Annotated in this window: 18 protein-coding genes and 1 pseudogene; 10 read left to right on the forward strand and 9 right to left on the reverse strand. The window is 63.3% G+C overall.

The window, feature by feature from the left end:
* Positions 1-47: 47 nt before the first annotated feature.
* Together AC0L25_RS21005 and AC0L25_RS21010 are read left to right on the forward strand one after the other, a co-directional pair.
* Positions 48-1,409, forward strand: coding sequence for a TadE/TadG family type IV pilus assembly protein (locus tag AC0L25_RS21005; RefSeq protein WP_473597277.1), 1,362 nt, complete (start codon positions 48-50; stop codon positions 1,407-1,409).
* A gap of 437 nt (positions 1,410-1,846) precedes the next feature.
* Complete coding sequence (locus AC0L25_RS21010; RefSeq protein ID WP_473597278.1) at positions 1,847-3,115, forward strand: class I SAM-dependent methyltransferase; 1,269 nt, start codon at positions 1,847-1,849, stop codon at positions 3,113-3,115.
* 1 nt (position 3,116) lies between these two features.
* Here AC0L25_RS21010 and AC0L25_RS21015 read toward each other — a convergent pair.
* Together AC0L25_RS21015 and acs are read right to left on the reverse strand one after the other, a co-directional pair.
* Positions 3,117-3,861: pseudogene (locus AC0L25_RS21015) on the reverse strand (MOSC domain-containing protein).
* Complete coding sequence (gene acs, locus AC0L25_RS21020) at positions 3,861-5,816, reverse strand: acetate--CoA ligase (protein WP_473597279.1); 1,956 nt, start codon at positions 5,814-5,816, stop codon at positions 3,861-3,863. The pseudogene AC0L25_RS21015 and the gene acs overlap by 1 nt, the downstream one beginning before the upstream one ends.
* Before the next feature lie 305 nt (positions 5,817-6,121).
* On the opposite strand from acs, the gene AC0L25_RS21025 reads away from it, so the two are divergent.
* Positions 6,122-6,394 carry an usg protein gene (locus AC0L25_RS21025; RefSeq protein WP_065011174.1) on the forward strand — a complete coding sequence of 91 codons (273 nt, stop codon included), beginning with the start codon at positions 6,122-6,124 and terminating at the stop codon, positions 6,392-6,394.
* Positions 6,395-6,642: 248 nt separating this feature from the next.
* On the opposite strand, the gene AC0L25_RS21030 is transcribed toward AC0L25_RS21025, so the two are convergent.
* Together AC0L25_RS21030 and AC0L25_RS21035 are read right to left on the reverse strand one after the other, a co-directional pair.
* On the reverse strand, positions 6,643-7,677 hold the full coding sequence (locus AC0L25_RS21030; protein WP_473597280.1) for an aldo/keto reductase: 1,035 nt from the start codon (positions 7,675-7,677) through the stop codon (positions 6,643-6,645).
* A 45-nt stretch (positions 7,678-7,722) separates the two neighbouring features.
* Positions 7,723-8,904, reverse strand: coding sequence for an MFS transporter (locus tag AC0L25_RS21035; RefSeq protein ID WP_473597281.1), 1,182 nt, complete (start codon positions 8,902-8,904; stop codon positions 7,723-7,725).
* 136 nt (positions 8,905-9,040) lie between these two features.
* On the opposite strand from AC0L25_RS21035, the gene AC0L25_RS21040 reads away from it, so the two are divergent.
* Positions 9,041-9,949: a LysR family transcriptional regulator gene (locus tag AC0L25_RS21040; protein ID WP_473597282.1), complete on the forward strand. Its 909-nt coding sequence runs from the start codon at positions 9,041-9,043 to the stop codon at positions 9,947-9,949.
* Between the two features lie 59 nt (positions 9,950-10,008).
* Here the strand turns inward: AC0L25_RS21040 and AC0L25_RS21045 are convergent, their stop codons facing one another.
* The 3 genes from AC0L25_RS21045 to AC0L25_RS21055 all read right to left on the reverse strand — a co-directional run bounded on the left by AC0L25_RS21045 (position 10,009) and on the right by AC0L25_RS21055 (position 13,608).
* The gene (locus tag AC0L25_RS21045; RefSeq protein ID WP_473597283.1) at positions 10,009-11,058 is read right to left on the reverse strand and encodes an aldo/keto reductase; all 1,050 of its coding nucleotides are present in this window, start codon (positions 11,056-11,058) and stop codon (positions 10,009-10,011) included.
* Positions 11,059-11,165: 107 nt separating this feature from the next.
* Complete coding sequence (locus tag AC0L25_RS21050; RefSeq protein ID WP_473597284.1) at positions 11,166-11,288, reverse strand: hypothetical protein; 123 nt, start codon at positions 11,286-11,288, stop codon at positions 11,166-11,168.
* A gap of 136 nt (positions 11,289-11,424) precedes the next feature.
* Positions 11,425-13,608 carry a primosomal protein N' gene (locus tag AC0L25_RS21055; RefSeq protein ID WP_473597285.1) on the reverse strand — a complete coding sequence of 728 codons (2,184 nt, stop codon included), beginning with the start codon at positions 13,606-13,608 and terminating at the stop codon, positions 11,425-11,427.
* Between the two features lie 190 nt (positions 13,609-13,798).
* Between AC0L25_RS21055 and fsa the strand changes: the two genes are divergently transcribed.
* Complete coding sequence (gene fsa, locus AC0L25_RS21060; protein WP_473597286.1) at positions 13,799-14,452, forward strand: fructose-6-phosphate aldolase; 654 nt, start codon at positions 13,799-13,801, stop codon at positions 14,450-14,452.
* Positions 14,453-14,560: 108 nt separating this feature from the next.
* Here the strand turns inward: fsa and lptE are convergent, their stop codons facing one another.
* Entirely contained in the window at positions 14,561-15,148 is a 588-nt protein-coding gene (gene lptE, locus AC0L25_RS21065) for an LPS assembly lipoprotein LptE (protein ID WP_473597287.1), read from the reverse strand.
* The gene (leuS, locus tag AC0L25_RS21070) at positions 15,135-17,759 is read right to left on the reverse strand and encodes a leucine--tRNA ligase (protein WP_473597288.1); all 2,625 of its coding nucleotides are present in this window, start codon (positions 17,757-17,759) and stop codon (positions 15,135-15,137) included. The genes lptE and leuS overlap by 14 nt, the downstream gene beginning before the upstream one ends.
* Positions 17,760-17,904: 145 nt before the next feature.
* Here leuS and AC0L25_RS21075 point away from each other — a divergent pair, with 145 nt between their 5' ends.
* From AC0L25_RS21075 to AC0L25_RS21095, 5 genes are all read left to right on the forward strand, one after another.
* Positions 17,905-18,567, forward strand: a complete 663-nt coding sequence (locus tag AC0L25_RS21075) for a YggS family pyridoxal phosphate-dependent enzyme (RefSeq protein WP_473597289.1) — start codon at positions 17,905-17,907, stop codon at positions 18,565-18,567.
* 216 nt (positions 18,568-18,783) lie between these two features.
* On the forward strand, positions 18,784-19,179 hold the full coding sequence (locus AC0L25_RS21080) for an AGROH133_08824 family phage infection protein (RefSeq protein WP_473597290.1): 396 nt from the start codon (positions 18,784-18,786) through the stop codon (positions 19,177-19,179).
* 246 nt (positions 19,180-19,425) lie between these two features.
* Positions 19,426-19,986, forward strand: a complete 561-nt coding sequence (locus tag AC0L25_RS21085) for a F0F1 ATP synthase subunit delta (protein ID WP_473597291.1) — start codon at positions 19,426-19,428, stop codon at positions 19,984-19,986.
* Positions 19,986-21,515, forward strand: a complete 1,530-nt coding sequence (atpA, locus tag AC0L25_RS21090; RefSeq protein ID WP_473597292.1) for a F0F1 ATP synthase subunit alpha — start codon at positions 19,986-19,988, stop codon at positions 21,513-21,515. The genes AC0L25_RS21085 and atpA overlap by 1 nt, the downstream gene beginning before the upstream one ends.
* Positions 21,516-21,548: 33 nt before the next feature.
* Positions 21,549-22,433, forward strand: coding sequence for a F0F1 ATP synthase subunit gamma (locus AC0L25_RS21095; RefSeq protein ID WP_473597293.1), 885 nt, complete (start codon positions 21,549-21,551; stop codon positions 22,431-22,433).
* The last annotated feature ends 30 nt before the right edge of the window (positions 22,434-22,463 follow it).

The raw sequence follows: 22,463 nt of genomic DNA on the forward strand, positions 1-22,463 counted from the left end.
ACGCGGCCTTCACACGGCTCGAGTCGTGGCGAATGGAGGTGGGACGCATGCGGCATTTTGGGGGTCTTTTTCACGCGATCGGCAGCTTTGCCGGGGATCGAAGCGGAAATTTCGCGGTTCTGTTCGGCATGGTTGCGTCGGTGCTGGCGCTGGGCGCCGGCTTTGCCGTTAACGTTTCCCAGCTTTATAACGCCAAGTCGAGCTTGCAAGGCGTGGTCGATGCGGCGGTGACCTCGACGGCGCGCGACCTGACGACCGGCGTCATCAAGGAGGCCGACGCCAACAAGTCGGTGCAGGCGTTTCTCGATGCCAACAGCCGAGCGGGCATCCTGCTGGCTGATCGGATCATCCTCGACAAATTGACCATCGACAGGACCGCCAAGACGGTTCAGGCGGACGTACATGTCGATCTCGGCCTTTATTTTCCGCTTTTCAGCATGGGTGAGATGAAGCGCGTTGCCGCATCGACGACAGCGATCTATTCGGACAAGACGATCGAAGTGGCGATGATGCTCGACGTCACAGGGTCGATGGCCGGCCAGAAGATCATCGATCTGAGGACAGCTGCAGCGAACGCGGTCGACAGCTTCCTGGGCGGCCAGGACTCCTCCAACCCTCGGGTGCGTGTCTCTATAGTACCATACGCCAATTCGGTGAATGCCGGCGCGCTTGCTGCCAGCAGCGTCTATGTCGAAACCTCGACCAGCCAGCGCAAGCAGGCGCCAGGCAATGGCGCCGTACAGTATGTCTCCGGCTTAATGCGCCCGGACAATTGCGCCACCGAGCGCAAGGGCACCTATCAATATTCGGATGCAGGTCCCGACATCAGCATGGTCAATCGCGATTACCTGTTGTCGTCCTTTGCCTGGCAGACCGGCACGGCTGGCTGCCCGGCCGCCACGTTGAAGCCGCTGACGGCAGACGCCGCGGCGCTCAAGAACGTCATCAAGAACTTTGTCGCATCGGGCGGCACCGCGGGCCATATCGGCGTGCAGTGGACCTGGTATATGCTTTCGGAAAGCTGGGGCAGCGTGATGAATGCTTCGCAGCGGCCGGCCAAGGCGGATCCGGACAAGGTCGCCAAAATCGCGATCCTGATGACCGACGGCGAGTTCAACCTGTCCTACTTCGATGCCAGCACTGTCGGTGAGGTCTACAATGATGCCGGCAAGGAACCGACCCGCACGGCAGCCAAGACGCTCTGTACCGCCATGCGCGACAAGGGTATCGAAATCTTCACCATCGGTTTCGATCTCAACGAGGAGAATGCCGAGGCGACACTGCAGAATTGCGCGAGCCCGGATACCGCCAAGATCAAGCACTTCTATCAGGCCGCCAACGGGACGGAACTCAACCAGGCTTTCCAGGAGATAGCGCGCAACATCGAAAGCCTGGCATTGACCAAATAGAGGGCATTTACCTGACAGGATCCGGACAAGGAAAAGGCCGCCGCTTCTTTCGAAGCCGGCGGCCTTCCGTGTTTCCGTCCATGGCGCGGCTCATGGCAGCGACGTGTAGACTTTAAGTGCTGGAGCGTCCTTTGCGTGTCCAAAGGACGCGCGGCGCTCCAGGCGTCGCCAGCCGCGCATCTCGCGCCTTAACGGGAAGACTGCTTCCCGAAAGTGCAATCCGCTGAGGCCACGTTCTGGAAAACGAAATCACTCGACATCGGATCACCTCCTTTCGATTTGTTGAAGACGCCACCATGATGGGGTGTCGATCTGCAAATGGCAAGGCGCCATGGTGAAAATGCCGTACACGTTTGCCGCTAACTGCTTGCGGCTCTCCGATCGGACAGGCAAAGTCGCTGCCGCACCGGCAACGTGCTGAGCAGGGGAGGACGGGGATGGAGGCAGCCGACAGAGCCGCACGGATCGTTCGAACGGTCATCGAGACATTGAAGCCAGGTTTCGCGGTCAAGCTGTGGAACGGCGAGCGGATCGGGCCCGCCACCGGCCCCGTGGTCACCATCAACGACCAGGACATCGTCTGGCAGGTGATGCGTCGGCCCAACCTCTCGACGCTGATCGAAATGTGGATTTCCAAGACCATCGACGTGGAAGACGGTTCGCTGTTCGATTTCTACGCCCTGCCCGCGCACGGTAAACTCAGGACGAAGCTCAAGTCGTTGCCCAAGCTCGCGGTCCTGCGCGACCTGCCGGCCGTGCTGTTTTCGAGAAAACAGATGACGGCGCGGACCGACCTTTCCGGGCGCAACCCCTTCGTCAGCGGATCGAACAGGCAAGCGATCCAGCACCACTACGACATTTCGAACGCCTTCTACCGGCTCTTCCTCGACGAACGCATGGTCTATAGCTGCGGCTATTTCACCGATTTCGCCAATGGCATCGACCAGGCGCAGAAAGACAAGCTCGACCATATCTGCCGCAAGCTCCGGCTGAAGCCGGGCGAAAAGCTGCTCGACATCGGCTGCGGCTGGGGAGCCATGCTCATCCATGCCGCGAAAAATTACGGCGTCGTTGGCCACGGCGTCTCGCTGTCGGAAGCCCAGACTGAGCTCGCCCGCGAGCGCATCCGCGCCGAGGGGCTGGAGGATCGCATAACCATCGAGATAAAATCCTATGCCGAGCTGTCCGGCGCCTTCGACAAGATCTCGTCGATCGGCATGTTCGAGCATCTGGGCCTCGCCAACCACGCCGCCTATTTCTCGACCATTCATCGCCTGCTCAAGCCGGGCGGCATCTATCTGCATCATGCCATCACCCGGCGCGACAAGGGCAGCATCAAGAAGACCTTGCGCAAGGGCCCGGAATTCAAGGCGCTGATCAAATACATCTTTCCCGGCGGTGAGCTCGATACGATCGGCATGACGCTCGGTAATCTCGAAGCGCACGGCTTTCTCGTCTACGATGTCGAGAATTTGCGCGAGCACTATGCCCGCACCTGCCGCCTGTGGGCCGAGCGCCTCCACGCACGCTTCGACGAGGCGATCGCCGAGGTCGGCGAAGCCAAGGCACGCCTCTGGCTGCTTTATCTCACCGGCTGTTCGATCACTTTCGAACGAGCCTCGGCGCAAATTTTCCAGACCGTCGTCACCAAGCGCGCGCGCGGCCCAAGCGGCCTGCCGCCGACGCGGGCGGATCTTTATCGGTAGCCTACAGGAGGCGCATCGTCTCGCCGAGTTCAACTCGCGCTGGCCGGTCGACCGTGCAGTAGACGCCGAAATTGTGGGCGTTATGGCGGACCAGATTGCGCAGGATCGCCGCGTCGTGGTCGAAACCATCCTGAGCGATGATGGTGAAGCCGCAGCGGCGGCATGGTTCGGAGATGGTCAACAGCAGATCGCCGATCGCCAGCTTGCGTCCAATCCATTCCGTCTCCGGGAATGATCCCTCGATCGCCGTCATGTCGACGACGATGTTGGGGCGGAAACGGCGCGGGTCGGCGGCGCCTTCCGGATGCAGCGCCTTCAGGCGCGCCAGCGAAGCGGTGGTCAGGAGGTGGATGGGCGCCTTGCGGTAACGCTCGGCGGTCAGAAGGCCGGTGTAGTCCGGCGCATCTTTCTGGTGAAACGGCCGGATCGAGGCCGCGAAGCCGAGAAAGGCAGAAACGGCATAGTCGCTCTCGACGCTCGGCGCCGTCAACCACTTGCCACCGGGAATGGCAATCTCAAGTGCGGTCACCACTCAGCCGGGTCCGAATGAGTGGCACCTTATGCCATTTCCCCTCGCGGTCAGGCCGCGCGATCTCACCGTCAGAGGCGTCTACAAGGCCGAACAGGCGGTCGCCGTCGATGGTCTCAAGTCCGACGGAGATCACATTCCGGCGTTCGCCGGCAAGCGAACTCGCCGGATAGCGCCAGAGCTCGCGGACAGTACCGATCTCCGTCGAGGCGGGCATCAGGCCCTCTTGTTCTGCCGGTTGGCGACGAGGTCGTCGACGACCGCCGGATCGGCCAGCGTCGAGGTATCGCCGAGCGCGGCAAAATCGTCCTCTGCGATCTTGCGCAGGATGCGCCGCATGATCTTGCCCGAACGGGTTTTCGGCAGGCCGGGAGCGAACTGGATCTTGTCGGGCGTGGCGATGGCGCCAATGTCCTTGCGGACATGGGCGACGAGTTCCTTGCGCAGTTCCTCGCTCGGCTTCTCGCCGGCCATCAGCGTGACATAACAGTAGATGCCCTGGCCCTTGATGTCGTGCGGATAGCCGACGACGGCAGCCTCTGAGACTTTCTCGTGCGAAACCAGCGCGGATTCGACCTCGGCCGTGCCCATGCGGTGGCCGGAGACGTTGATGACGTCGTCGACGCGACCGGTGATCCAGTAGTAGCCATCGGCGTCGCGGCGGCAGCCGTCGCCGGTAAAATATTTGCCCTTGTAGGTCGAAAAATAGGTCTGCACGAAGCGCTCGTGGTCGCCATAGACGGTGCGCATCTGGCCTGGCCATGAATCGGCGATGCAGAGATTGCCGCTTGCAACACCGTCCAGCACCTTGCCGTCGCCGTCGAGCAGTTGCGGCTTGACGCCGAAGAACGGCCGCGTCGCGGAACCTGCCTTGAGGTGGGTGGCGCCGGGCAGAGGCGTGATAAGGATGCCGCCGGTCTCGGTCTGCCACCATGTGTCGACGATCGGCACCTTGCCGTTGCCGACGACGTTGAAATACCACTCCCAGGCTTCCGGATTGATCGGCTCGCCGACCGTGCCGAGCACGCGCAGCGATTTGCGCGACGTCCTGGCGACGTGAGCGTCGCCGGCGCCCATCAGCGCCCGCAACGCCGTCGGCGCGGTGTAAAAGATGTTGACCTTGTGCTTGTCGATAACCTCCCAGAAACGGGACTGCGACGGGTAGTTCGGCACGCCTTCGAACATCAGCGTGGTGGCGCCGTTGGCGAGCGGCCCGTAGACGATGTAGCTGTGGCCAGTGACCCAGCCGACATCGGCGGTACACCAGTAGATATCGCCGTCATGATAGTCGAAGACATGTTGGTGGGTCATCGAGACATAGACGAGATAGCCTGCCGTGGTGTGCAGCACGCCCTTCGGCTTGCCGGTCGAACCCGACGTGTAGAGGATGAACAGCGGGTCCTCGGCCTTCATCTTCTCCGGCTTGCACTCCGCCTTAACCGTCGCGACCTCGTCGTGGTACCAGACGTCGCGTCCGGCCACCCAGCCGGTCTTACCGCCGGTGCGGCGCACCACGACGACCTTTTCGACTTTCGTTCCGGCCTTGGCGGCGATCTCAATCGCCTTGTCGGTATTGTCCTTCAACGGGATGGGCTTGCCGCCGCGCAGGCCTTCGTCGGCGGTGATGACGAAGGTTGATTTGCAGTCGTCGATGCGGCCGGCCAGCGCGTCCGGCGAAAAGCCGCCAAAGACCACCGAATGGATGGCGCCGATGCGCGTGCAGGCGAGCATTGCATAGGCGGCTTCCGGGATCATCGGCATGTAAATGGTGACGCGGTCGCCTTTCCTAACGCCGTGCTTCTTCATCACATTGGCGAGCCGGCAGACATGCGCGTGGAGTTCGTTATAGGTAATCTTCCTGTCATCGTAGGGATTGTCGCCTTCCCAGATGATGGCGGTCTGATCGCCGCGCTTTTTCAGATGCCGGTCGATGCAGTTCCAGGAAACATTGGTCTCGCCGTCCTCGAACCATTTGATCGAGACCTTGCCGTCGAAGGAGGTGTTCTTGACCTTGCTGTAGGGCTTGAACCAGTCGATGCGCTTGCCGTGCTTGCCCCAGAACTTATCCGGGTTCTTCACGCTGTCGTTGTACCATTTCAAATAGGTATCATTGTCGATCAGCGCGTTCTTCTTCCACGCCGGCTGGACGCGATGGACATGAACCTCGGACATTTTTCCATTCCCTCCCAAGACCAACTGCCAGCTTGCCCGCCGAGCAGCATCGTGGCGCAGCGGCCGCGAATTCGCGCGCATTATTAACAGTTCCGCGGTGACGGCAACATTAGACGTTGGATTCGCGCGGCGGGATGCCGCAGACGTCGTTTTCGCCGCTATCAGCACTCGACCACGATCGCTGCTAACCGCATGTTTTTGCGTCGTAAATCTGGCCTCTAACTACGAAATATCAATAGACGATTAAGCAAATAGCGCGCACAATTTCAAATTGGGAGGAAAGGAGAATCAACCAGGGGACCGCGATGCGCGACCATTCCGAAATGGACCTGATGCTCAAGGGCTATGGCTTGACCACGGCCAAGATCCTTTATCATTTTCCCGATCATCCGCATCTGCTGCAGAGCTTCATCTGGCAGGACTACGACATCGCTCCGAAATTTCCGGTGCTGATCCGGTTCATCGAGTTCTGGCAGACCAAGCTCGATGGCCCGCTGCATTCGGTGAGCTACACGCACCAGAAGCTGATCGCGCCCAACGAGTGGCACAAGGTCGACGGCGAGTTCGTGCTGCATTAGGCAACGGCGCAGGACGTCAGCTTGCAATCGTGTGGTTGCTGAGGTCGGCGCTCTACGGCGCCCCCCTCTGTCCTGCCGGACATCTCCCCCACAAGGGGGGAGATCGGCAGCTTCGCTGACCGAGCCGTTCTTTCACAACGTTGGAGATCTGGCGAAAGCCGTTGCAACATCCAATCTCCCCCCTCGTGGGGGAGATGTCCGGCAGGACAGAGGGGGCGCTGTCCCGCGGCCTGTCGGCCCGCGCGCAATTAAACCGCAGGCGGGCTCAGCCGGGCAAAACCCTCCTGCCGGCGATAGGGGAAATACGGATAGGGTGCGGTAACGGCGCTTGCGGCGTCGAGCTTCTTCATCTGGTCTGATGTCAATGACCAACCGAGGGCGCCGAGGTTCTGGCGCAGCTGTTCCTCGTTGCGCGCGCCGATAATGACAGAGGCGACGGTCGGCCGCTGCAGCAACCAGTTGACGGCGATCTGCGGCACGGTCTTGCCGGTTTCCTTGGCCACGGCTTCGAGCGCATCGACGACCCGGTAGAGCTGCTCGTCCTCGACAGGTGGCCCGAAGCTTGCGGTGTCATGCAGCCGGCTTTTGTCCGGCAGTGGCTCGCCGCGACGGATCTTGCCGGTCAGGCGGCCCCAGCCGAGCGGGCTCCACACCAGCGCGCCAACACCCTGGTCGAGGCCGAGCGGCATCAGCTCCCATTCATAGTCGCGCCCGACCAGCGAATAGTAGACCTGGTGGGCGACGTAGCGCGGATAGCCGTGCTTGTCCGCTAGGCCGAGCGATTTCATTACTTGCCAGCCGGAAAAGTTGGAGACGCCGACATAGCGCAGCTTGCCGGTGCGCACGAGACTGTCCAGCGTCGACAGCACCTCCTCGATCGGCGTTGCGGCGTCGAAAGCGTGCAGTTGCAGCAAGTCGATGTAATCGGTGCCGAGACGCTTGAGGGCGTCCTCGACGGCCTTGATGAGGCGCGAACGGGAGGAGCCGGCATCGTTAGGTCCGTCGCCCATCGGCAGCGAGGTCTTGGTCGAGATCAGCACGGCATCGCGGCGGCCCTCGATGGCTGCGCCGAGCACCTCTTCGGAGGCGCCGTTCGAATAGACGTCGGCGGTGTCGAACAGGTTGACGCCGGCATCCAGGCAGATGTCGATCAGCCGCCGCGCTTCCGTCGCATCGCTATTGCCCCAGGCGCCGAATAGCGGCCCCGAACCGCCGAAGGTTCCAGCGCCGAACGAGAGCGCCGGGACCTTCAGGCCCGAGGCGCCAAGACGTCGATAATCCATGGTTTTGCTCCTGTATCGAAGGGTGGTTGGATTTGTTTGGGATCGTCACGACCGGGCGGATGCCGGTGCGCCGAGCATCGAGCTGCGGTCGAGGCGCAGCGCTAATCCCGCCACGGCCAGCGCCGAGAGTGGCAGCAGGGCGGCAACCCAGGTGACGGCGTCGAGGCCGGGGCCATGGGCGATCACCATGCCGCCGAGCCAGGCGCCGGCGGCGTTGCCGAGATTGAAGGCGGCGATGTTGAACGACGAGGCCAGGCTCTGACCGGCGCCTTCAGCCTTTTCCAGCACCCACATCTGCAGCGGCGCCACGGTGGCGAAGGCGGCGGCGCCGAGCAGGCCGACATAGATGACGGCCATCGCCGGGCTATGCAGGGCAAAGGTCATCGTGCCCAGCACCAGCGCCAGCACAACGAGACTGCCGAGAACGGAAGGCACCAGCAATCGGTCGGCGAACTTGCCGCCAAGCAGGTTGCCGGCGATGAGGCCGCCGCCGAAGACAAGCAGGATCGGCGACACGGCTGCTTCCTCAAAACCGGTGATCTCGGTCAGCAGGGGGGCGATATAGGTGAAGACAGCGAAGACGCCGGCATAGCCAAGCACGGTCATGGCGAAGCCAAGCAGGACGGGCGCGCGGCCGAGCACGGCGAGATCGCCGCGCAGATCGCTCTTTTCCAGCGCTGCCTGGTTGCGCGGCACCAGCAGGAGAATGATGGCGAAGGCGACGATACCGACCAGGGTTACAGCCCAGAAGGTCGCCCGCCAGCCGAAGGCCTGGCCGAGCCAGGTGCCGAAGGGCACGCCGAGGATGTTGGCGACGGTCAGGCCCGTGAACATCAGGGCGATCGCCGAGGCCTTCTTGTTGGGCGCCACCAGCCCGGTCGCAACGACCGAACCAACGCCGAAGAAGGTGCCGTGGGCAAAGGCGGTGAGCACGCGGGCGCCCATCAGTGTCCAGTAGTCGGGGGCCAGCGCACAGGCGAGGTTGCCCAGCGTGAAGATCGCCATCAGCGCCAGAAGCACGGTCTTCCGCGGCCAGCGGCCGGTGGCGATCGTCAGCAGCGGCGCGCCGACAACGACGCCGAGCGCATAGCCGGAGATCAGCTGGCCGGCGGCCGAGATCGAGACACCGAGATCGGTGCTGACGTCGAGCAGCAGGCCCATGATGACGAATTCGGTGACGCCGATGCCGAAGGCACGGGCGGCGAGAGCATAAAGAGCAAGAGGCATGGCAGTTCCCACTTCGATGACAGCCAGTTTGACGACGGGACGCCGTGTCCTCCACGCCCCGACCCGGAAGATCGTGTCGCGATGTGCTGTGAACCAGCCTTGCGTCAGGCACATTGTCTGTGAAATAGATTCACGAATGGCGAGACCCGACATCAACCGCTCCGGCGAGATCGAAGTGTTCGTCCGCGTCGTTGAGGCGGGCAGCTTTTCGGCTGCGGCGCGGATGCTGCGGATGACGCCGTCGGCGGTGAGCAAGCTGATTGCACGGCTGGAGGCCCGTCTTGGCGCGCGGCTGATCAGCCGTTCGACGCGCAAGCTGCAACTGACACCGGAGGGAGCGGCCTTCTTCGACAGCGGCGTGCGCATCCTGGCCGACATGGCGGCAGCCGAGCGCGAGGCGGCGGCAGGTGCCGCCCCGCGTGGGCGGCTGCGGGTCAACAGCTACGTGCCGTTCGGGCAGCACCGGCTGATCCCGCTCTTGCCGCAATTTCTCGAACACTATCCGGAAATCGCCATCGATCTGGTTTTGACCGACAATGTCATCGACCTGATGGAGGAGCGCTCCGATGTCGCCATCCGCGCCGGGCCGCTCGGCGAATCACGGTTGGTGGCGCGCAAGCTCGGGCAGAGCCGGGTGGTCGTCGTCGCCGCGCCATCCTACCTCAGGACGCATGGCACGCCCCGAACGCCGGCCGATCTCGATTATCACAACCGGATGGGTTTCTGCTTCGTGCGCCATATCGACGGCTGGCCTTTCGTCGGCGCGGGCGGCGAGGCCATTGTCGTCCCGATCACCGGAAATGCGCTGGTCAGTGACGGCGAGGCGATGCGGCTGATGGCGCTCTCGGGGGCGGGCATGGCCCGGCTGGCGCGCTGGCATGTGGAGCCCGACATCGCCGCCGGGCGTCTGACACCGCTGCTGGAGGACTTCAACCCCGGCGACGAGGAGCTTACCCATGCCGTCTATGTCGGGCAGGGCAAGCATTTGCCGGCTCGGGTGCGGGCCTTTCTCGATTTTCTGGTCGAGACGGTCCGGCTGACCTGAACCCAAAAAGATCGGGAGCCCGCCGGCTCCCGCAACATCAAATCGAATATGCGATTGAATTACTTTTTCGGCGCAAAGGGCGCCGGCCGCCGGCCAGCTGCCTGACGCTCGAGCATCCAGCCCGGATATTCGGGTGGCAGCGCGCTGACTTCGTCGAGACGAGCAAGATCGTCGCTGTCGAGCTTCAACTCGGTGGCGGCAAGGTTCTGTTCGAGCTGCTCCATGCGGCTGGCGCCGATGATCACGCTCATCACGAAGGGTTTTGCCAGCACATAGCCCAGCGCGACCGTGGCGACGCTGACGCCATGCTTGCCGGCGATCTCGCGCATGGCGGCAACCGCCGCCCAGGCGCGGTCTTCATTGACCGGCGGGAAATTGAAGCTGGCGCGACGGCCCTCGCCATTGCCGGGCGCGCCGGGTCCGTATTTGCCGGAGAGCAGACCGCCCGCCATCGGCGACCAGACCATCAGCCCAAGCGTCTCCTCGTTGAGCAGCGGCACGATCTCGCGCTCCAGATCGCGGCCGGCGATCGAATAGTAGGACTGGACGGTCTCGAAACGGGCAAAGCCCTTGCGTTCGGCGATGCCGAGCGCCTTGGCGATGCGCCAGGCCGCCCAGTTCGAGACGCCGACATAGCGGACCTTGCCGCTGGCAACCAGATCATCGAGCGCCCGCAGTGTCTCGTCGATCGGCGTCACCGCGTCGGCGCCGTGAAGCTGATAGAGATCGATATGGTCGAGCTGCAGCCGTTCGAGGCTGGCCTCGACCGAGTCCATGATGTGGCCGCGCGAGGAACCGCGCTGGTTGGGGCCGTCGCCCATGGCGCCATGGACTTTGCTGGCGATGATCACATCTTGCCGCTTGACGCCGAGACTCCTCAGCGACTGGCCAAGAAGCCGTTCCGATGCGCCGAAGGAATAGACGTCCGCCGTGTCGAAGAAATTGAGGCCGGCGGCGAGCGAGCGCTGGACGATTCTGTCGACGCCGTCCTGGTCGAGGCTGGCGATCAGGCCCGATTGGGCATTTTCGCCGGCGGCGCCGAAGGTCATGGTGCCCAGGCAAAGTTCGGAGACGAACATCCCCGTGTTTCCAAGTTGGTTATAGCGCATGGTGCGGCTCCGGGAATTTGGTGGTGAGATCTACCAAATAGGAACGGAACGTTTCGTTTCCAGCCCTGGCCTAACGAATTCTCGCCCTGGCAGAAAGGCCGGCGCCGCTACGAACACCAACCGCGTCGCCTCAGCCAGCCAAGCGCGCCACGGATCGCGAAGGCCGTCATGCCGAAGGCGACTGCGGCGAGCGGCAGGAGGAGCTCGACCAGCGGTGTTTTAGCGCTCACGCGAGCTTGCCTCGCAGCCACTGCCCGCTTGAACGGCCTGTCGGTTTTGACGGCCAACACCCGGCATTTTGCGATTCTCGACGTGCCTTACCTGAACCCATTCACCGAACGCGCCTCGGAAGCGTAATTCGACACCTCACAAGAAACTCTGCGGGTCGATGTCGACTTGCACGCGCACCGAGCCCCGTATCTTCGGTCCCTCGGCCAGCATGGTGCGAATGAACCCCTGCATGTCGGCGCGCCGCTCGCCCTGGATCAGCAGGCGAAAGCGATGGCGGCCGCCGATCAGCGACAGCGGCGCCTCGGCCGGGCCGAGCACGAACAGGTCGGCGGCCTGAGGTGCGGCGCGCCGCAAACCCCGCGCATGGCCCTCCGCTTCCGCTCGTGTCGCAGCACTGACGATGACGCCGGCGAGCCGGCCGAAAGGCGGCAGCGCCGCCCGCTCGCGCTCGGCGATCTCGCGCTCGTAAAAAGCCTCGGCGTCGCCGGAGACGATCGCCCGCATCACGGGGTGGTCGGGCTGGAAGGTCTGCAGCAGGCCAAGGCTCTTCTTGCCGGTACGGCCGGCGCGGCCGGTCACCTGGCTGAGCAGCTGGAAGGTGCGCTCGGCGGCGCGCGGATCGCCATTGGCCAGACCAAGATCCGCGTCGACCACGCCGACCAGGGTCATGTTTGGGAAATTGTGGCCCTTGGCGACCAGCTGCGTGCCGATGACGATGTCGGCCTCGCCCTTGGCGATGGCTTCGAGCTCTAACCTCAGCCGCCGCACGCCGCCCATCAGGTCGGACGACAGGACGATGGTTCGGGCGTCGGGGAACTGCGCGACGACCTCTTCGGCGATGCGCTCGACGCCCGGCCCGCAGGCGACCAGATGATCGAGCGTGCCGCATTCCGGGCAGGCCTCGGGCCGCCGCTCATTATGTCCGCAATGGTGGCAGACGAGCTGGCCGCGAAAGCGGTGCTCGACCAGCCAGGCCGAGCAGACCGGGCAGCCGAAGCGATGGCCGCAGACCCGGCACAGCGTCAGCGGCGCATAGCCGCGCCGGTTGAGGAACAGCAGCGACTGTTCCTTTTTCTCCAATGTCTGGCGCATATGGCCAAGCAGCACCGGCGACAGGAAGCCGCCGCGTGCCGGCGGAGCGCGGCGCATGTCGATCGTCTTCAGGTCGGGAAGGGCCGCCTCGGCGAAGCGCGCCGAAAGCACCGCCCTGCTGTAGCGGCCTTGGCTCGCATTGACCCGGCTTTCGACCGACGGCGTCGCCGAGGCGAGCACCACCGGAAAGCCGCCGATATGGCCACGCACCACCGCCATGTCGCGCGCATTGTAGAAGACGCGGTCCTCCTGCTTGTAGGCCGGGTCGTGCTCCTCGTCGACAACGATCAGCCCAAGCTCCCTGAACGGCAGGAACAGCGCCGAACGCGCGCCGGCAACGACGCGCACGCCACCTTCCGCCACTTGCCGCCAGACACGCTCGCGCATCCTTGGCGGCAGGTCCGAATGCCATTCCGCCGGCTTGGCGCCGAACCGCTCCTGGAAGCGCTCGAGGAAGGCGTGGGTCAGCGCGATCTCCGGCAGCAGGATCAGCACCTGCTTGCCGCGGTCGACCGCCGCCGCCACCGCCTCGAAATAGACCTCCGTCTTGCCCGATCCGGTCACCCCGTCGAGCAGCGTGACGCCGAATGCGTCAGCCGCGACATTGGTGCGCAGCATCTCGGCCGCATCGCTCTGGTCCGGCATCAGCGAAGGCTGGGCGTAGCCCGGATCGGGTGCTGCGACCACCGGTCGCGGCGGGATCATGACCGTCTCGAACACGCCTTGCGCTTTCAACCCGTCGATGACGGTCGACGAGACGCCGGCTGCATGCGCCAGCCCAGACCGCGTCCAGGCGAGCCCGCCTTCGGCTGTTTCCAGCACGCGCATCCTCGCACCCGTCATCCGGTCGGGTTTGGCGAAAGTGCGTTGCAGCCCTTCGATCCACGGTTCCGGGTCGAAGGCCTCCGGCGCCCGCAGCAGCATACGCGCCACCATGCCGGGCGGCGACAGCGTGTATTGCGCGATCCAGTCGACCAAGCGGCGCATGGCGCGGTCGATGGGAGGGCAGTCGAAGACCTGCTCGATCGGGCGCAGTTTTTTGGCATCGACCTTTTCGACGGCGCCGTCCCAGACGATGCCGGCGACCTGGCGCGGGCCGAGCGGCACGCGCACGATCGAGCCCGGCACCACGCGCATGCCGGCAGGCACGGCATAGGTGTAGGGCCGCTCGGCGGGCATCGGCACCAGCACTGGCGCGGCCGCGACAAAGGGCGAATCTTCGATCATGAGGCGTGACCTTGCCCCGACTTTGGTCTAGATCAAAGTCCGATCCCAAATGTGCATGACACGCACTAGAGCGACGTGCGTCCATCCGGACGCACAAAGTACGCTCTAGAACTTTAAACCTCGCATCGTGCTTTCCGAAAATCGATTTCGATTTTCGGGCCGATGCGATAAAAATCTTCAGGAGACCGTCATGAAATTTTTTGTCGACACCGCCGAAGTCAAGGAAATCCGTGAGCTGAACGATTTGGGGCTGCTCGACGGCGTCACCACCAATCCCTCGCTGATCCTCAAATCCGGCGGCAAGATCGCCGACGTCACCAGAGAGATCTGCGAGATCGTCAAGGGCCCGGTCTCGGCCGAGGTCGTCGCCACCGAGTACAAGGACATGATGGCTGAGGCCAAGATCCTGGCCAGGATCGCTGACAATGTCTGCATCAAGGTGCCGCTGACGCTCGATGGCCTGAGGGCCTGCAAGGACATCCGGTCGGACGGCCGCATGGTCAATGTCACGCTGTGCTTCTCAGCGACCCAGGCGCTGCTCGCCGCCAAGGCCGGCGCCTCCTTCATCTCGCCCTTCGTCGGCCGCATCGACGACAGCGGCTGGGACGGCATGGAGCTGATTGCCGATATCCGCACCATCTACGACAATTATGATTTCCAGACCGAGATCCTGACCGCTTCGGTGCGCACGGTGAACCACGTCAAGCAGGCTGCACTGATCGGCGCCGACGTCATCACCGCCCCGCCGGCGACGCTGAAGGCGCTGGTCAAGCACCCGCTGACCGACAAGGGCCTTGAGCTGTTCCTCGCCGACTGGGCCAAGACCGGCCAGACAATCGGCTGAGATCAAGACGCGGTGCTCCCATAGAAAAGGCCGAGCAATCGGCCTTTTTTTGCGCCAGCAGTCAGGCCTTGGCGGTAACCGGAACGTCTCGGCCCGGGCCGAAAAATTCTAACCCGCCACCGTCTTGCCGTGCTTTATCAGATTTTGGGCGATCGACAGGCGCAGCAGGTCCGCCAGTTCGCGCGCCGCGCGGTTCTCGGCGTCGATTTGCGCCCGGTAGGAGGCAAATTCCTGACGCGGCCTGTCGAAGGACGACGCTATCGAGCGCCTGCCGGTCGCGATCGTCGTGCCGGTCTTGGCGTCGGTCAGCACATAGTTCGCGGTCAGTGTCACCGTGCCCGCCGTTGGCTCGTCGTCATCGGTCGTGATCTGCACGGTTGCAGCGGATTCAACAAGTTCGGTAACGCCGAGATCGAGCGAATAAGCGGGCGAAGCCGGCTCACCCGCACCCTGGCCGAGCGCGAAGATCAGATTGTTGCGGACCTGCTGGGCATAGCGGGTGTTGACCGGCTTGACCGAGATCGACCCGAGTTCGGCGGCAGCCCCGACTTGCGAGCCCGCCGACAGCGGCGCGCTCGAATAGAGCGGGCGCACCGTGCAGGCCGAAACCAGCGCAACCGAGGCGACTAGGCCATATAGCGTCATACGGCGAAGCAAATGCGTCACTTCTGTCTTCCTCGGATCAGGCAACGACATTGACGATCCTCTGCGGGACGATGATCACCTTGCGCGGGGCCTTACCTTCGAGCGCTTTCTGCACGAAGTCGAGAGCCAGAACCGCTTTTTCGACGGCACCTTGGTCCGCGTCGCGGGCAATTGTCAAATCGCCGCGCTTCTTGCCGTTGACCTGGACCGGCAGCACGATCTCGCTGTCGACGACAAGCGACGGATCATAGACCGGCCAGGGCCGTTCGGCGACCAGATCGGTGCCGCCGAGCGTCTGCCAGCATTCCTCGGCCAGATGCGGCATCACTGGCGCAATCAGATGCACGAGGATGTCGACGGCTTGCCGGCAGGCAGCTTTGAGCGCCGGCTCGGCCTTGCCTTCGGCCGCCTCGTTGAGCGGCGTGGTAAGCGCATTGGCGAGTTCGTAGATGCGGGCGATAGCGCGGTTGAAGGCGAGCTTTTCGATATCCTCGCCGACCGATTTCAACGCCTTGTGCGCGGCCTTGGAAACAGTCCCTGCCTCGCCCTGCTTCGCCGCTGTCGGCTGGACTGCAGCGAGTGATTCGGCAGCCGTCGACACCAAGCGCCAGATACGCTGGATGAAGCGGTGCGCGCCGGCAGCACCCTCGTCGGTCCATTCGACGTCACGCTCGGGTGGCGAGTCCGACAGCATGAACCAGCGCGCGGTATCGGCGCCGTAGCCGTCGGTGATCTCTTCCGGGCTCACCGTGTTCTTCTTCGACTTCGACATTTTTTCGAGCGGGCCGATCACCGCCTCTTCGCCGGTCGCGATTTCGATGGCACGGCGCTTGCCGTCGACATCCTCCAGCCGCACCTCGCTGGGGGCAAGCCAGCGACTGTTCGATCCATTGCCGACCCGATAGGTCTCGTGCACCACCATGCCTTGCGTGAACAGGCCCCTGAACGGCTCGGCGAGATCGACATGGCCGGTCTCGCGCATGGCGCGGGTGAAGAAGCGCGAATAGAGCAGGTGCAAAATGGCGTGCTCGATGCCGCCAATATACTGGTCGACCGGCAGCCATTCGGTAGCCGCCTTGGGGTCGGTCGGGTCGTTCGCCCAGGGCGCAGTGAAGCGCGCGAAATACCACGACGAATCGACGAACGTGTCCATCGTATCGGTTTCGCGGCGTGCATCCTTGTCGCATTGCGGGCATTTGACATGCCGCCATGTCGGATGGCGATCGAGCGGATTGCCCGGCCGGTCGAACTCGACATCGTCCGGCAGCCTGACCGGCAGGTCCGCCTTCGGCATCGGCACCACGTCGCAATCCTCGCAGTGGATCATCGGGATCGGGCAGCCCCAGTATCGCTGGCGCGAAATGCCCCAGTCGCGCAGGCGGAAGTTGACCTTCCGCTCGGCCATCGGCCGATTGCCGATGGTCTTTTGTTCCAGCAGCTTCGCCACCTCGTCGAACGCCTGATCAGGCTTCATGCCGTCGAGGAAGCGCGAATTGATCATCACGCCGTCGCCGACATAGGCTTCGTCGATGATCTGGAAGTTTCCCTGGTTCTCGCCTTCCGGCATCACCACCGGAATGACCGGCAGGCCGTATCTGTTAGCGAAGTCGAGGTCGCGCTGGTCACCGGACGGGCAGCCGAAGATGGCGCCGGTGCCGTACTCCATCAGCACGAAATTGGCGACGTAGACAGGCAGCGTCCACGCCTCGTCGAACGGATGGACGACACGGATCCCGGTATCGAAGCCCTTCTTCTCGGCCGTCTCCAGGGCCGCCACCGAAGTGCCCATGTGATGCACTTCATCGATGAACTTTGCCAGCGCCGGATTGTGCTCGGCGGCCTTTTTGGCCAGCGGGTGGTCGGCGGCGACCGCCATGAAGGAGGCGCCGAAGATGGTATCGGGCCGCGTCGTGTAGACCTCCAGCTCATCTTCGCCATCGATTGCAGTGGCCAGCGGCCAGCGGATCAGCAGGCCTTCCGAACGGCCGATCCAGTTCGCCTGCATCAGCTTCACTTTTTCCGGCCATTCGTCGAGGCCTTCCAGCGAGTCCAGCAGATCCTGTGCATAGTCGGTGATCTTGAAGAACCACTGCGTCAGCTCGCGCTGTTCGACCAGCGCGCCCGAGCGCCAGCCGCGTCCGTCGATGACCTGCTCGTTGGCAAGCACGGTCATGTCCTCCGGATCCCAGTTGACCTTGGAGGATTTGCGCGTCACCAGCCCCTTCTCGACGAAATCGAGGAACAGCATCTGCTGGCGGTGGTAGTAGTCGACGTCGCAGGTGGCGAATTCGCGTGCCCAGTCGAGCGACAGGCCCATGACCTTGAGCTGCTCGCGCATGGCGGCGATGTTCTGATAGGTCCAGTCCTTGGGATGGACCTTGTTCTGCATCGCTGCGTTCTCGGCCGGCATGCCGAAGGCGTCCCAGCCCATCGGGTGCAGCACGTTAAAACCCTTGGCTCGCTTGTAGCGCGCCACCACGTCGCCCATCGTGTAATTGCGGGTATGGCCGATATGAATGCGCCCCGACGGATAAGGAAACATCTCGAGCACGTAGTATTTCGGCCGCGGGTCGTCGTTGTCAGCCTCGAACAGCTTCTTGGCGTCCCAGGCCTTCTGCCATTTGGGCTCTGATGCGCGCGGATTGTATCGTTCGGTTGCCATCGGATGTTTTTCACTTAAAAGCAGGCGCGAACGGCCGGACAATGCCCGGCGGCTCAGGAAATGTCGTCGCGGTGTTCACCATGGATTGCCGGACCCGTCAACTGCGACGATCGGGTGAGGATAGAAACTAAGGGCAGATATTGGCATGGCGAGCGCCGTCGAACAGTTCTTCACGGTCAAGGCTAAGATCGCCGCCGCCGAGCGCGAGGCGGGACGGAAAGCCGGCGCAGTGACGCTGGTCGTGGTCTCAAAGACCTTCGACGCCAATGATATCCGCCCGGTCATCGAGGCCGGCCAGCGCGTCTTCGGCGAAAACCGCGTCCAGGAAGCACAAGCCAAATGGCCGGCGCTGAAAGAGGACTTTCCCGACATCGAGCTGCATCTGATCGGTCCCCTGCAATCGAACAAGGCGAAGGAAGCCGTCGCGCTGTTCGACGTCATCGAAACGGTCGACCGCGAAAAAATCGCCGCCGAACTCGCCAAGGAAATCGCCAGACAAGGTCGGGCACCAAAACTCTACGTTCAGGTCAACACCGGCTCGGAACCGCAAAAGGCCGGCATCGAACCACGCGAGGCCGTCGCCTTCGTCGCCCGCTGCCGCGACGTCCACGGCCTCGCCATCGAAGGTTTGATGTGCATTCCGCCGGCCGACGAAAATCCCGGCCCGCATTTCGCGCTGCTGGAGAAACTCGGGCTTGAGGCCGGGGTCGAAAAGCTCTCCATGGGCATGTCCGGCGATTACGAAACGGCGATCGCCTTCGGCGCGACCAGCGTGAGGGTCGGCTCGGCGATCTTCGGCAGCCGTTAGCGATCGCCCCCCAACCGCCAATCTCCGACATCTGCGATTAGCCGCAGACCACCCCGACTTCGTCATCCTGGGTCTGCGCCGCGTCCGAGGCGACGTTCGTGTTCGCGTTCGCGTTGGACTGATGCGCGCCCGTAAATTGCCGACGCCCATCTGGCGCATGTCTCTTCCTTGGCTAGAATGCCCGAAATTTGGAACAGCCATTTGCGAGGGGACAGTATGGAATTTGCATTTCCGTGGCCGATGAGCCAGGGCGAGTGGCTGGCATGGTCGAGCGCAGTCGTGACCTTGTTGCTAGGCCTGCTGCTGTTCCTGGCCCCGGGGCTGGCCTTTCGGATCCTGCGACTGCAGGTCAAGCCCGAGAAGGCGGCGGCGATCGCCGAAGGGCGCGGCAGGATGTCGGGCTTCTATCTCGGCGTCGGCCTGTGCTGCATTCTGCTGGCGCAACCGCTGCTCTACATGGCGCTTGGCTTTTCCTGGCTGTTCACCGCCTTCGGCCGCCTGCTGTCGATGATGTCGGACGGCGCCAACACACCGTTCAACTGGGCGTCCATCGTGGTGGAACTGGTGCTGGCGGCGCTGCCGCTTGCCTTCGCCTTCGGCTTTGTGCCTTGAATCAAAGGCTAATTCGGGACCGGCGGTCAAACCGCACCGCCGGATGCGACAATAGTGCCTGAAAACCATGCGGGACGACGCATTGCGGTCTTAAAATGCCTGTGCTAGACGGCAATCGACTTTCGGCCGGGGATAGCGGAAGCCGCGCCTCCGTGCTTGGAAAAATGCAGTAAGGTCAAAGATTTAGCTAGAGTTTTCACTCGCGCCAACAATCTGCGGCCTGTCAGACAAGAGAAAAGACGGTCCGTGGCCCAATCGTCATCGCCAATCTCAGGTGTCGCAGAACGCTATGCGGGTTCGCTGTTCGAGCTCGCGCTGCAGGCGAATTCGGTCGCCCAGGTCGAGGCCGACCTCAACAGTTTCGCGGCGATGCTCGAAGGCAGTGCGGATCTGACCCGTTTGATCAATAGCCCGGTGTTCTCCAGCGAGGACCAGGCCAAGGCCATTGCGGCGATCGCCGACAAGGCAGGGATCGCCGGCCTCACCGGCAATTTCCTGCGCGTCGTCGCCCAGAACCGCCGTCTGTTCGCCATCCCGGGCATGATCAAGGCGTTCCGCCAGATCGCCGCCGAGCATCGTGGCGAGACCGCCGCTGAAGTTACCTCGGCGCACGCGCTGACCGACGCCCAGCAAACCGAGCTGAAGGCGGCGCTGAAAAGCGTTGCCGGCAAGGATGTCGCGATCACCGTGACCGTCGATCCGTCGCTGCTCGGCGGGCTGGTGGTCAAGATGGGCTCGCGCCAGATCGATACGTCGCTCAAAACCAAACTCAATTCGCTCAAGCTTGCACTGAAAGAGGTCGGCTGATGGACATCCGCGCCGCGGAAATTTCCGCAATTCTGAAAGACCAGATCAAGAATTTCGGCAAGGAGGCCGAGGTCTCCGAAGTCGGCCAGGTTCTGTCCGTCGGCGACGGCATTGCCCGCGTCTATGGCCTCGACAATGTCCAGGCCGGTGAGATGGTCGAGTTCCCCGGCGGCATCCGCGGCATGGCGCTCAACCTCGAAGCCGACAATGTCGGCGTCGTCATCTTCGGCGCCGACCGCGACATCAAGGAAGGCGACATCGTCAAGCGCACCGGCGCCATCGTCGACACGCCTGTCGGCATGGGCCTGCTCGGCCGCGTTGTCGATGCGCTCGGCAATCCGATCGACGGCAAGGGCCCGATCCAGGCGACCGAGCGCAAGCGTGTCGACGTCAAGGCGCCCGGCATCATTCCCCGCAAATCGGTGAACGAGCCGATGTCGACCGGCCTCAAGGCCATCGACGCGCTGATCCCGGTCGGCCGCGGCCAGCGCGAGCTGGTCATCGGCGACCGCCAGACCGGCAAGACGGCGATCATCCTCGACACGATGCTCAACCAGAAATCGGTGCACGAGCACGGGCCGGAGAAGGAAAAGCTCTACTGCGTCTACGTCGCCGTCGGCCAGAAGCGCTCGACCGTCGCGCAGTTCGTGAAGGTTCTCGAAGAGCGCGGCGCGCTCGACTATTCGATCATCGTCGCCGCCACCGCTTCCGATCCGGCGCCGATGCAGTTCCTGGCGCCGTTCACCGCCTGCACGATGGGCGAGTATTTCCGCGACAACGGCATGCATGCGCTGATCAGCTACGACGATCTGTCGAAGCAGGCCGTCGCCTATCGCCAGATGTCGCTGCTGCTGCGTCGCCCGCCCGGCCGCGAAGCCTATCCGGGCGACGTCTTCTATCTGCATTCGCGCCTTCTGGAGCGGGCCGCCAAGCTCAATGACGACAATGGCGGCGGTTCGCTGACGGCTCTGCCGATCATCGAGACCCAGGCCAACGACGTGTCGGCCTACATCCCGACCAACGTCATCTCGATCACCGACGGCCAGATCTTCCTGGAAACCAATCTGTTCTTCCAGGGCGTCCGCCCGGCAGTCAATGTCGGCCTGTCGGTGTCGCGCGTCGGTTCCTCGGCGCAGATCAAGGCGATGAAGCAGGTCGCCGGCTCGATCAAGGGCGAGCTCGCGCAGTACCGCGAAATGGCGGCCTTCGCCCAGTTCGGCTCCGATCTCGACGCCGCCACGCAGCGCCTGCTCAACCGCGGTGCGCGCCTGACCGAACTCCTGAAGCAGCCGCAGTTCTCGCCGCTCAAGGTCGAGGAACAGGTCGCGGTGATCTTCGCCGGCGTCAACGGCTATCTCGACAAGCTGGCAATCGACCAGGTCAGCAAATTCGAGCATGGCTTGCTCAGCCACATGCGTTCGGCCGGCAAGGAGGTGCTCGACGGCATCCGCAAGGAGAAGGCGCTGTCGGACGATCTGCGTGCCAAGCTGAAGGCGGAGATCGACACCTTCGCCAAGACCTTTGCTTGAACGAAGCCGGACGGACGGGATCAGGTTTGAAGCATGCCTTCACTAAAAGACCTTCGTAACCGTATCGCCTCGGTCAAGGCGACGCAGAAGATCACCAAGGCGATGCAGATGGTCGCCGCGGCGAAGCTGCGCCGCGCACAGGAGGCGGCGGAAGCCGCGCGCCCCTATTCGGAGCGCATGGGCGCGGTTCTGGCCAACATCACCCAGGCGATCGGCGGCGGTGGCGAGGCCCCGGCGCTGATGACCGGCACCGGCAAGGACGACGTGCATCTGCTCGTCGTCTGCACCGCCGAGCGTGGTCTTTGCGGCGGCTTCAATTCGCAGATCGCACGCCTTGCCCGCGACCATATCCGCAAGCTTTTGGCCGACGGCAAGCAGGTCAAGATCATCTGCGTCGGCAAGAAGGGGTTCGACATCCTGCGTCGCGACTACGCGGCGCTGATCATCGAGCGCGTCGACCTGCGCGAAGTGAAGACGCTCGGCTTCGTCAATGCCGATGCCATTGCCAAGAAAGTCATCCAGCTCTTTAACGAGGGTGGCTTCGACATCTGCACGCTGTTCTACTCGCAGTTCAAATCGGTGATCAGCCAGGTCCCGACGGCCCAGCAGATCATCCCGGCAGGCGTGCCTTCAGCTGCCGCCGAGGCGACGGACGGCGGCAACGCCGTTTATGAATACGAGCCTGAGCCGGGCGAAATCCTTTCCGACCTCATCCCACGCAACATCTCCGTTCAGGTTTTTCGCGCGCTGCTCGAAAACGCGGCCGGCGAGATGGGCGCCAAGATGAGCGCAATGGACAATGCGACGCGCAACGCCGGCGACATGATCAACAAATTGTCGATCACCTACAATCGTCAGCGGCAGGCGCAGATCACCAAGGAATTGATCGAAATCATTTCGGGCGCCGAGGCGCTCTAGGCGCGCTCCACGAAGGTCTCCGACCTTCGA

It is taken from the genome of Mesorhizobium sp. WSM4813, from assembly GCF_055811555.1.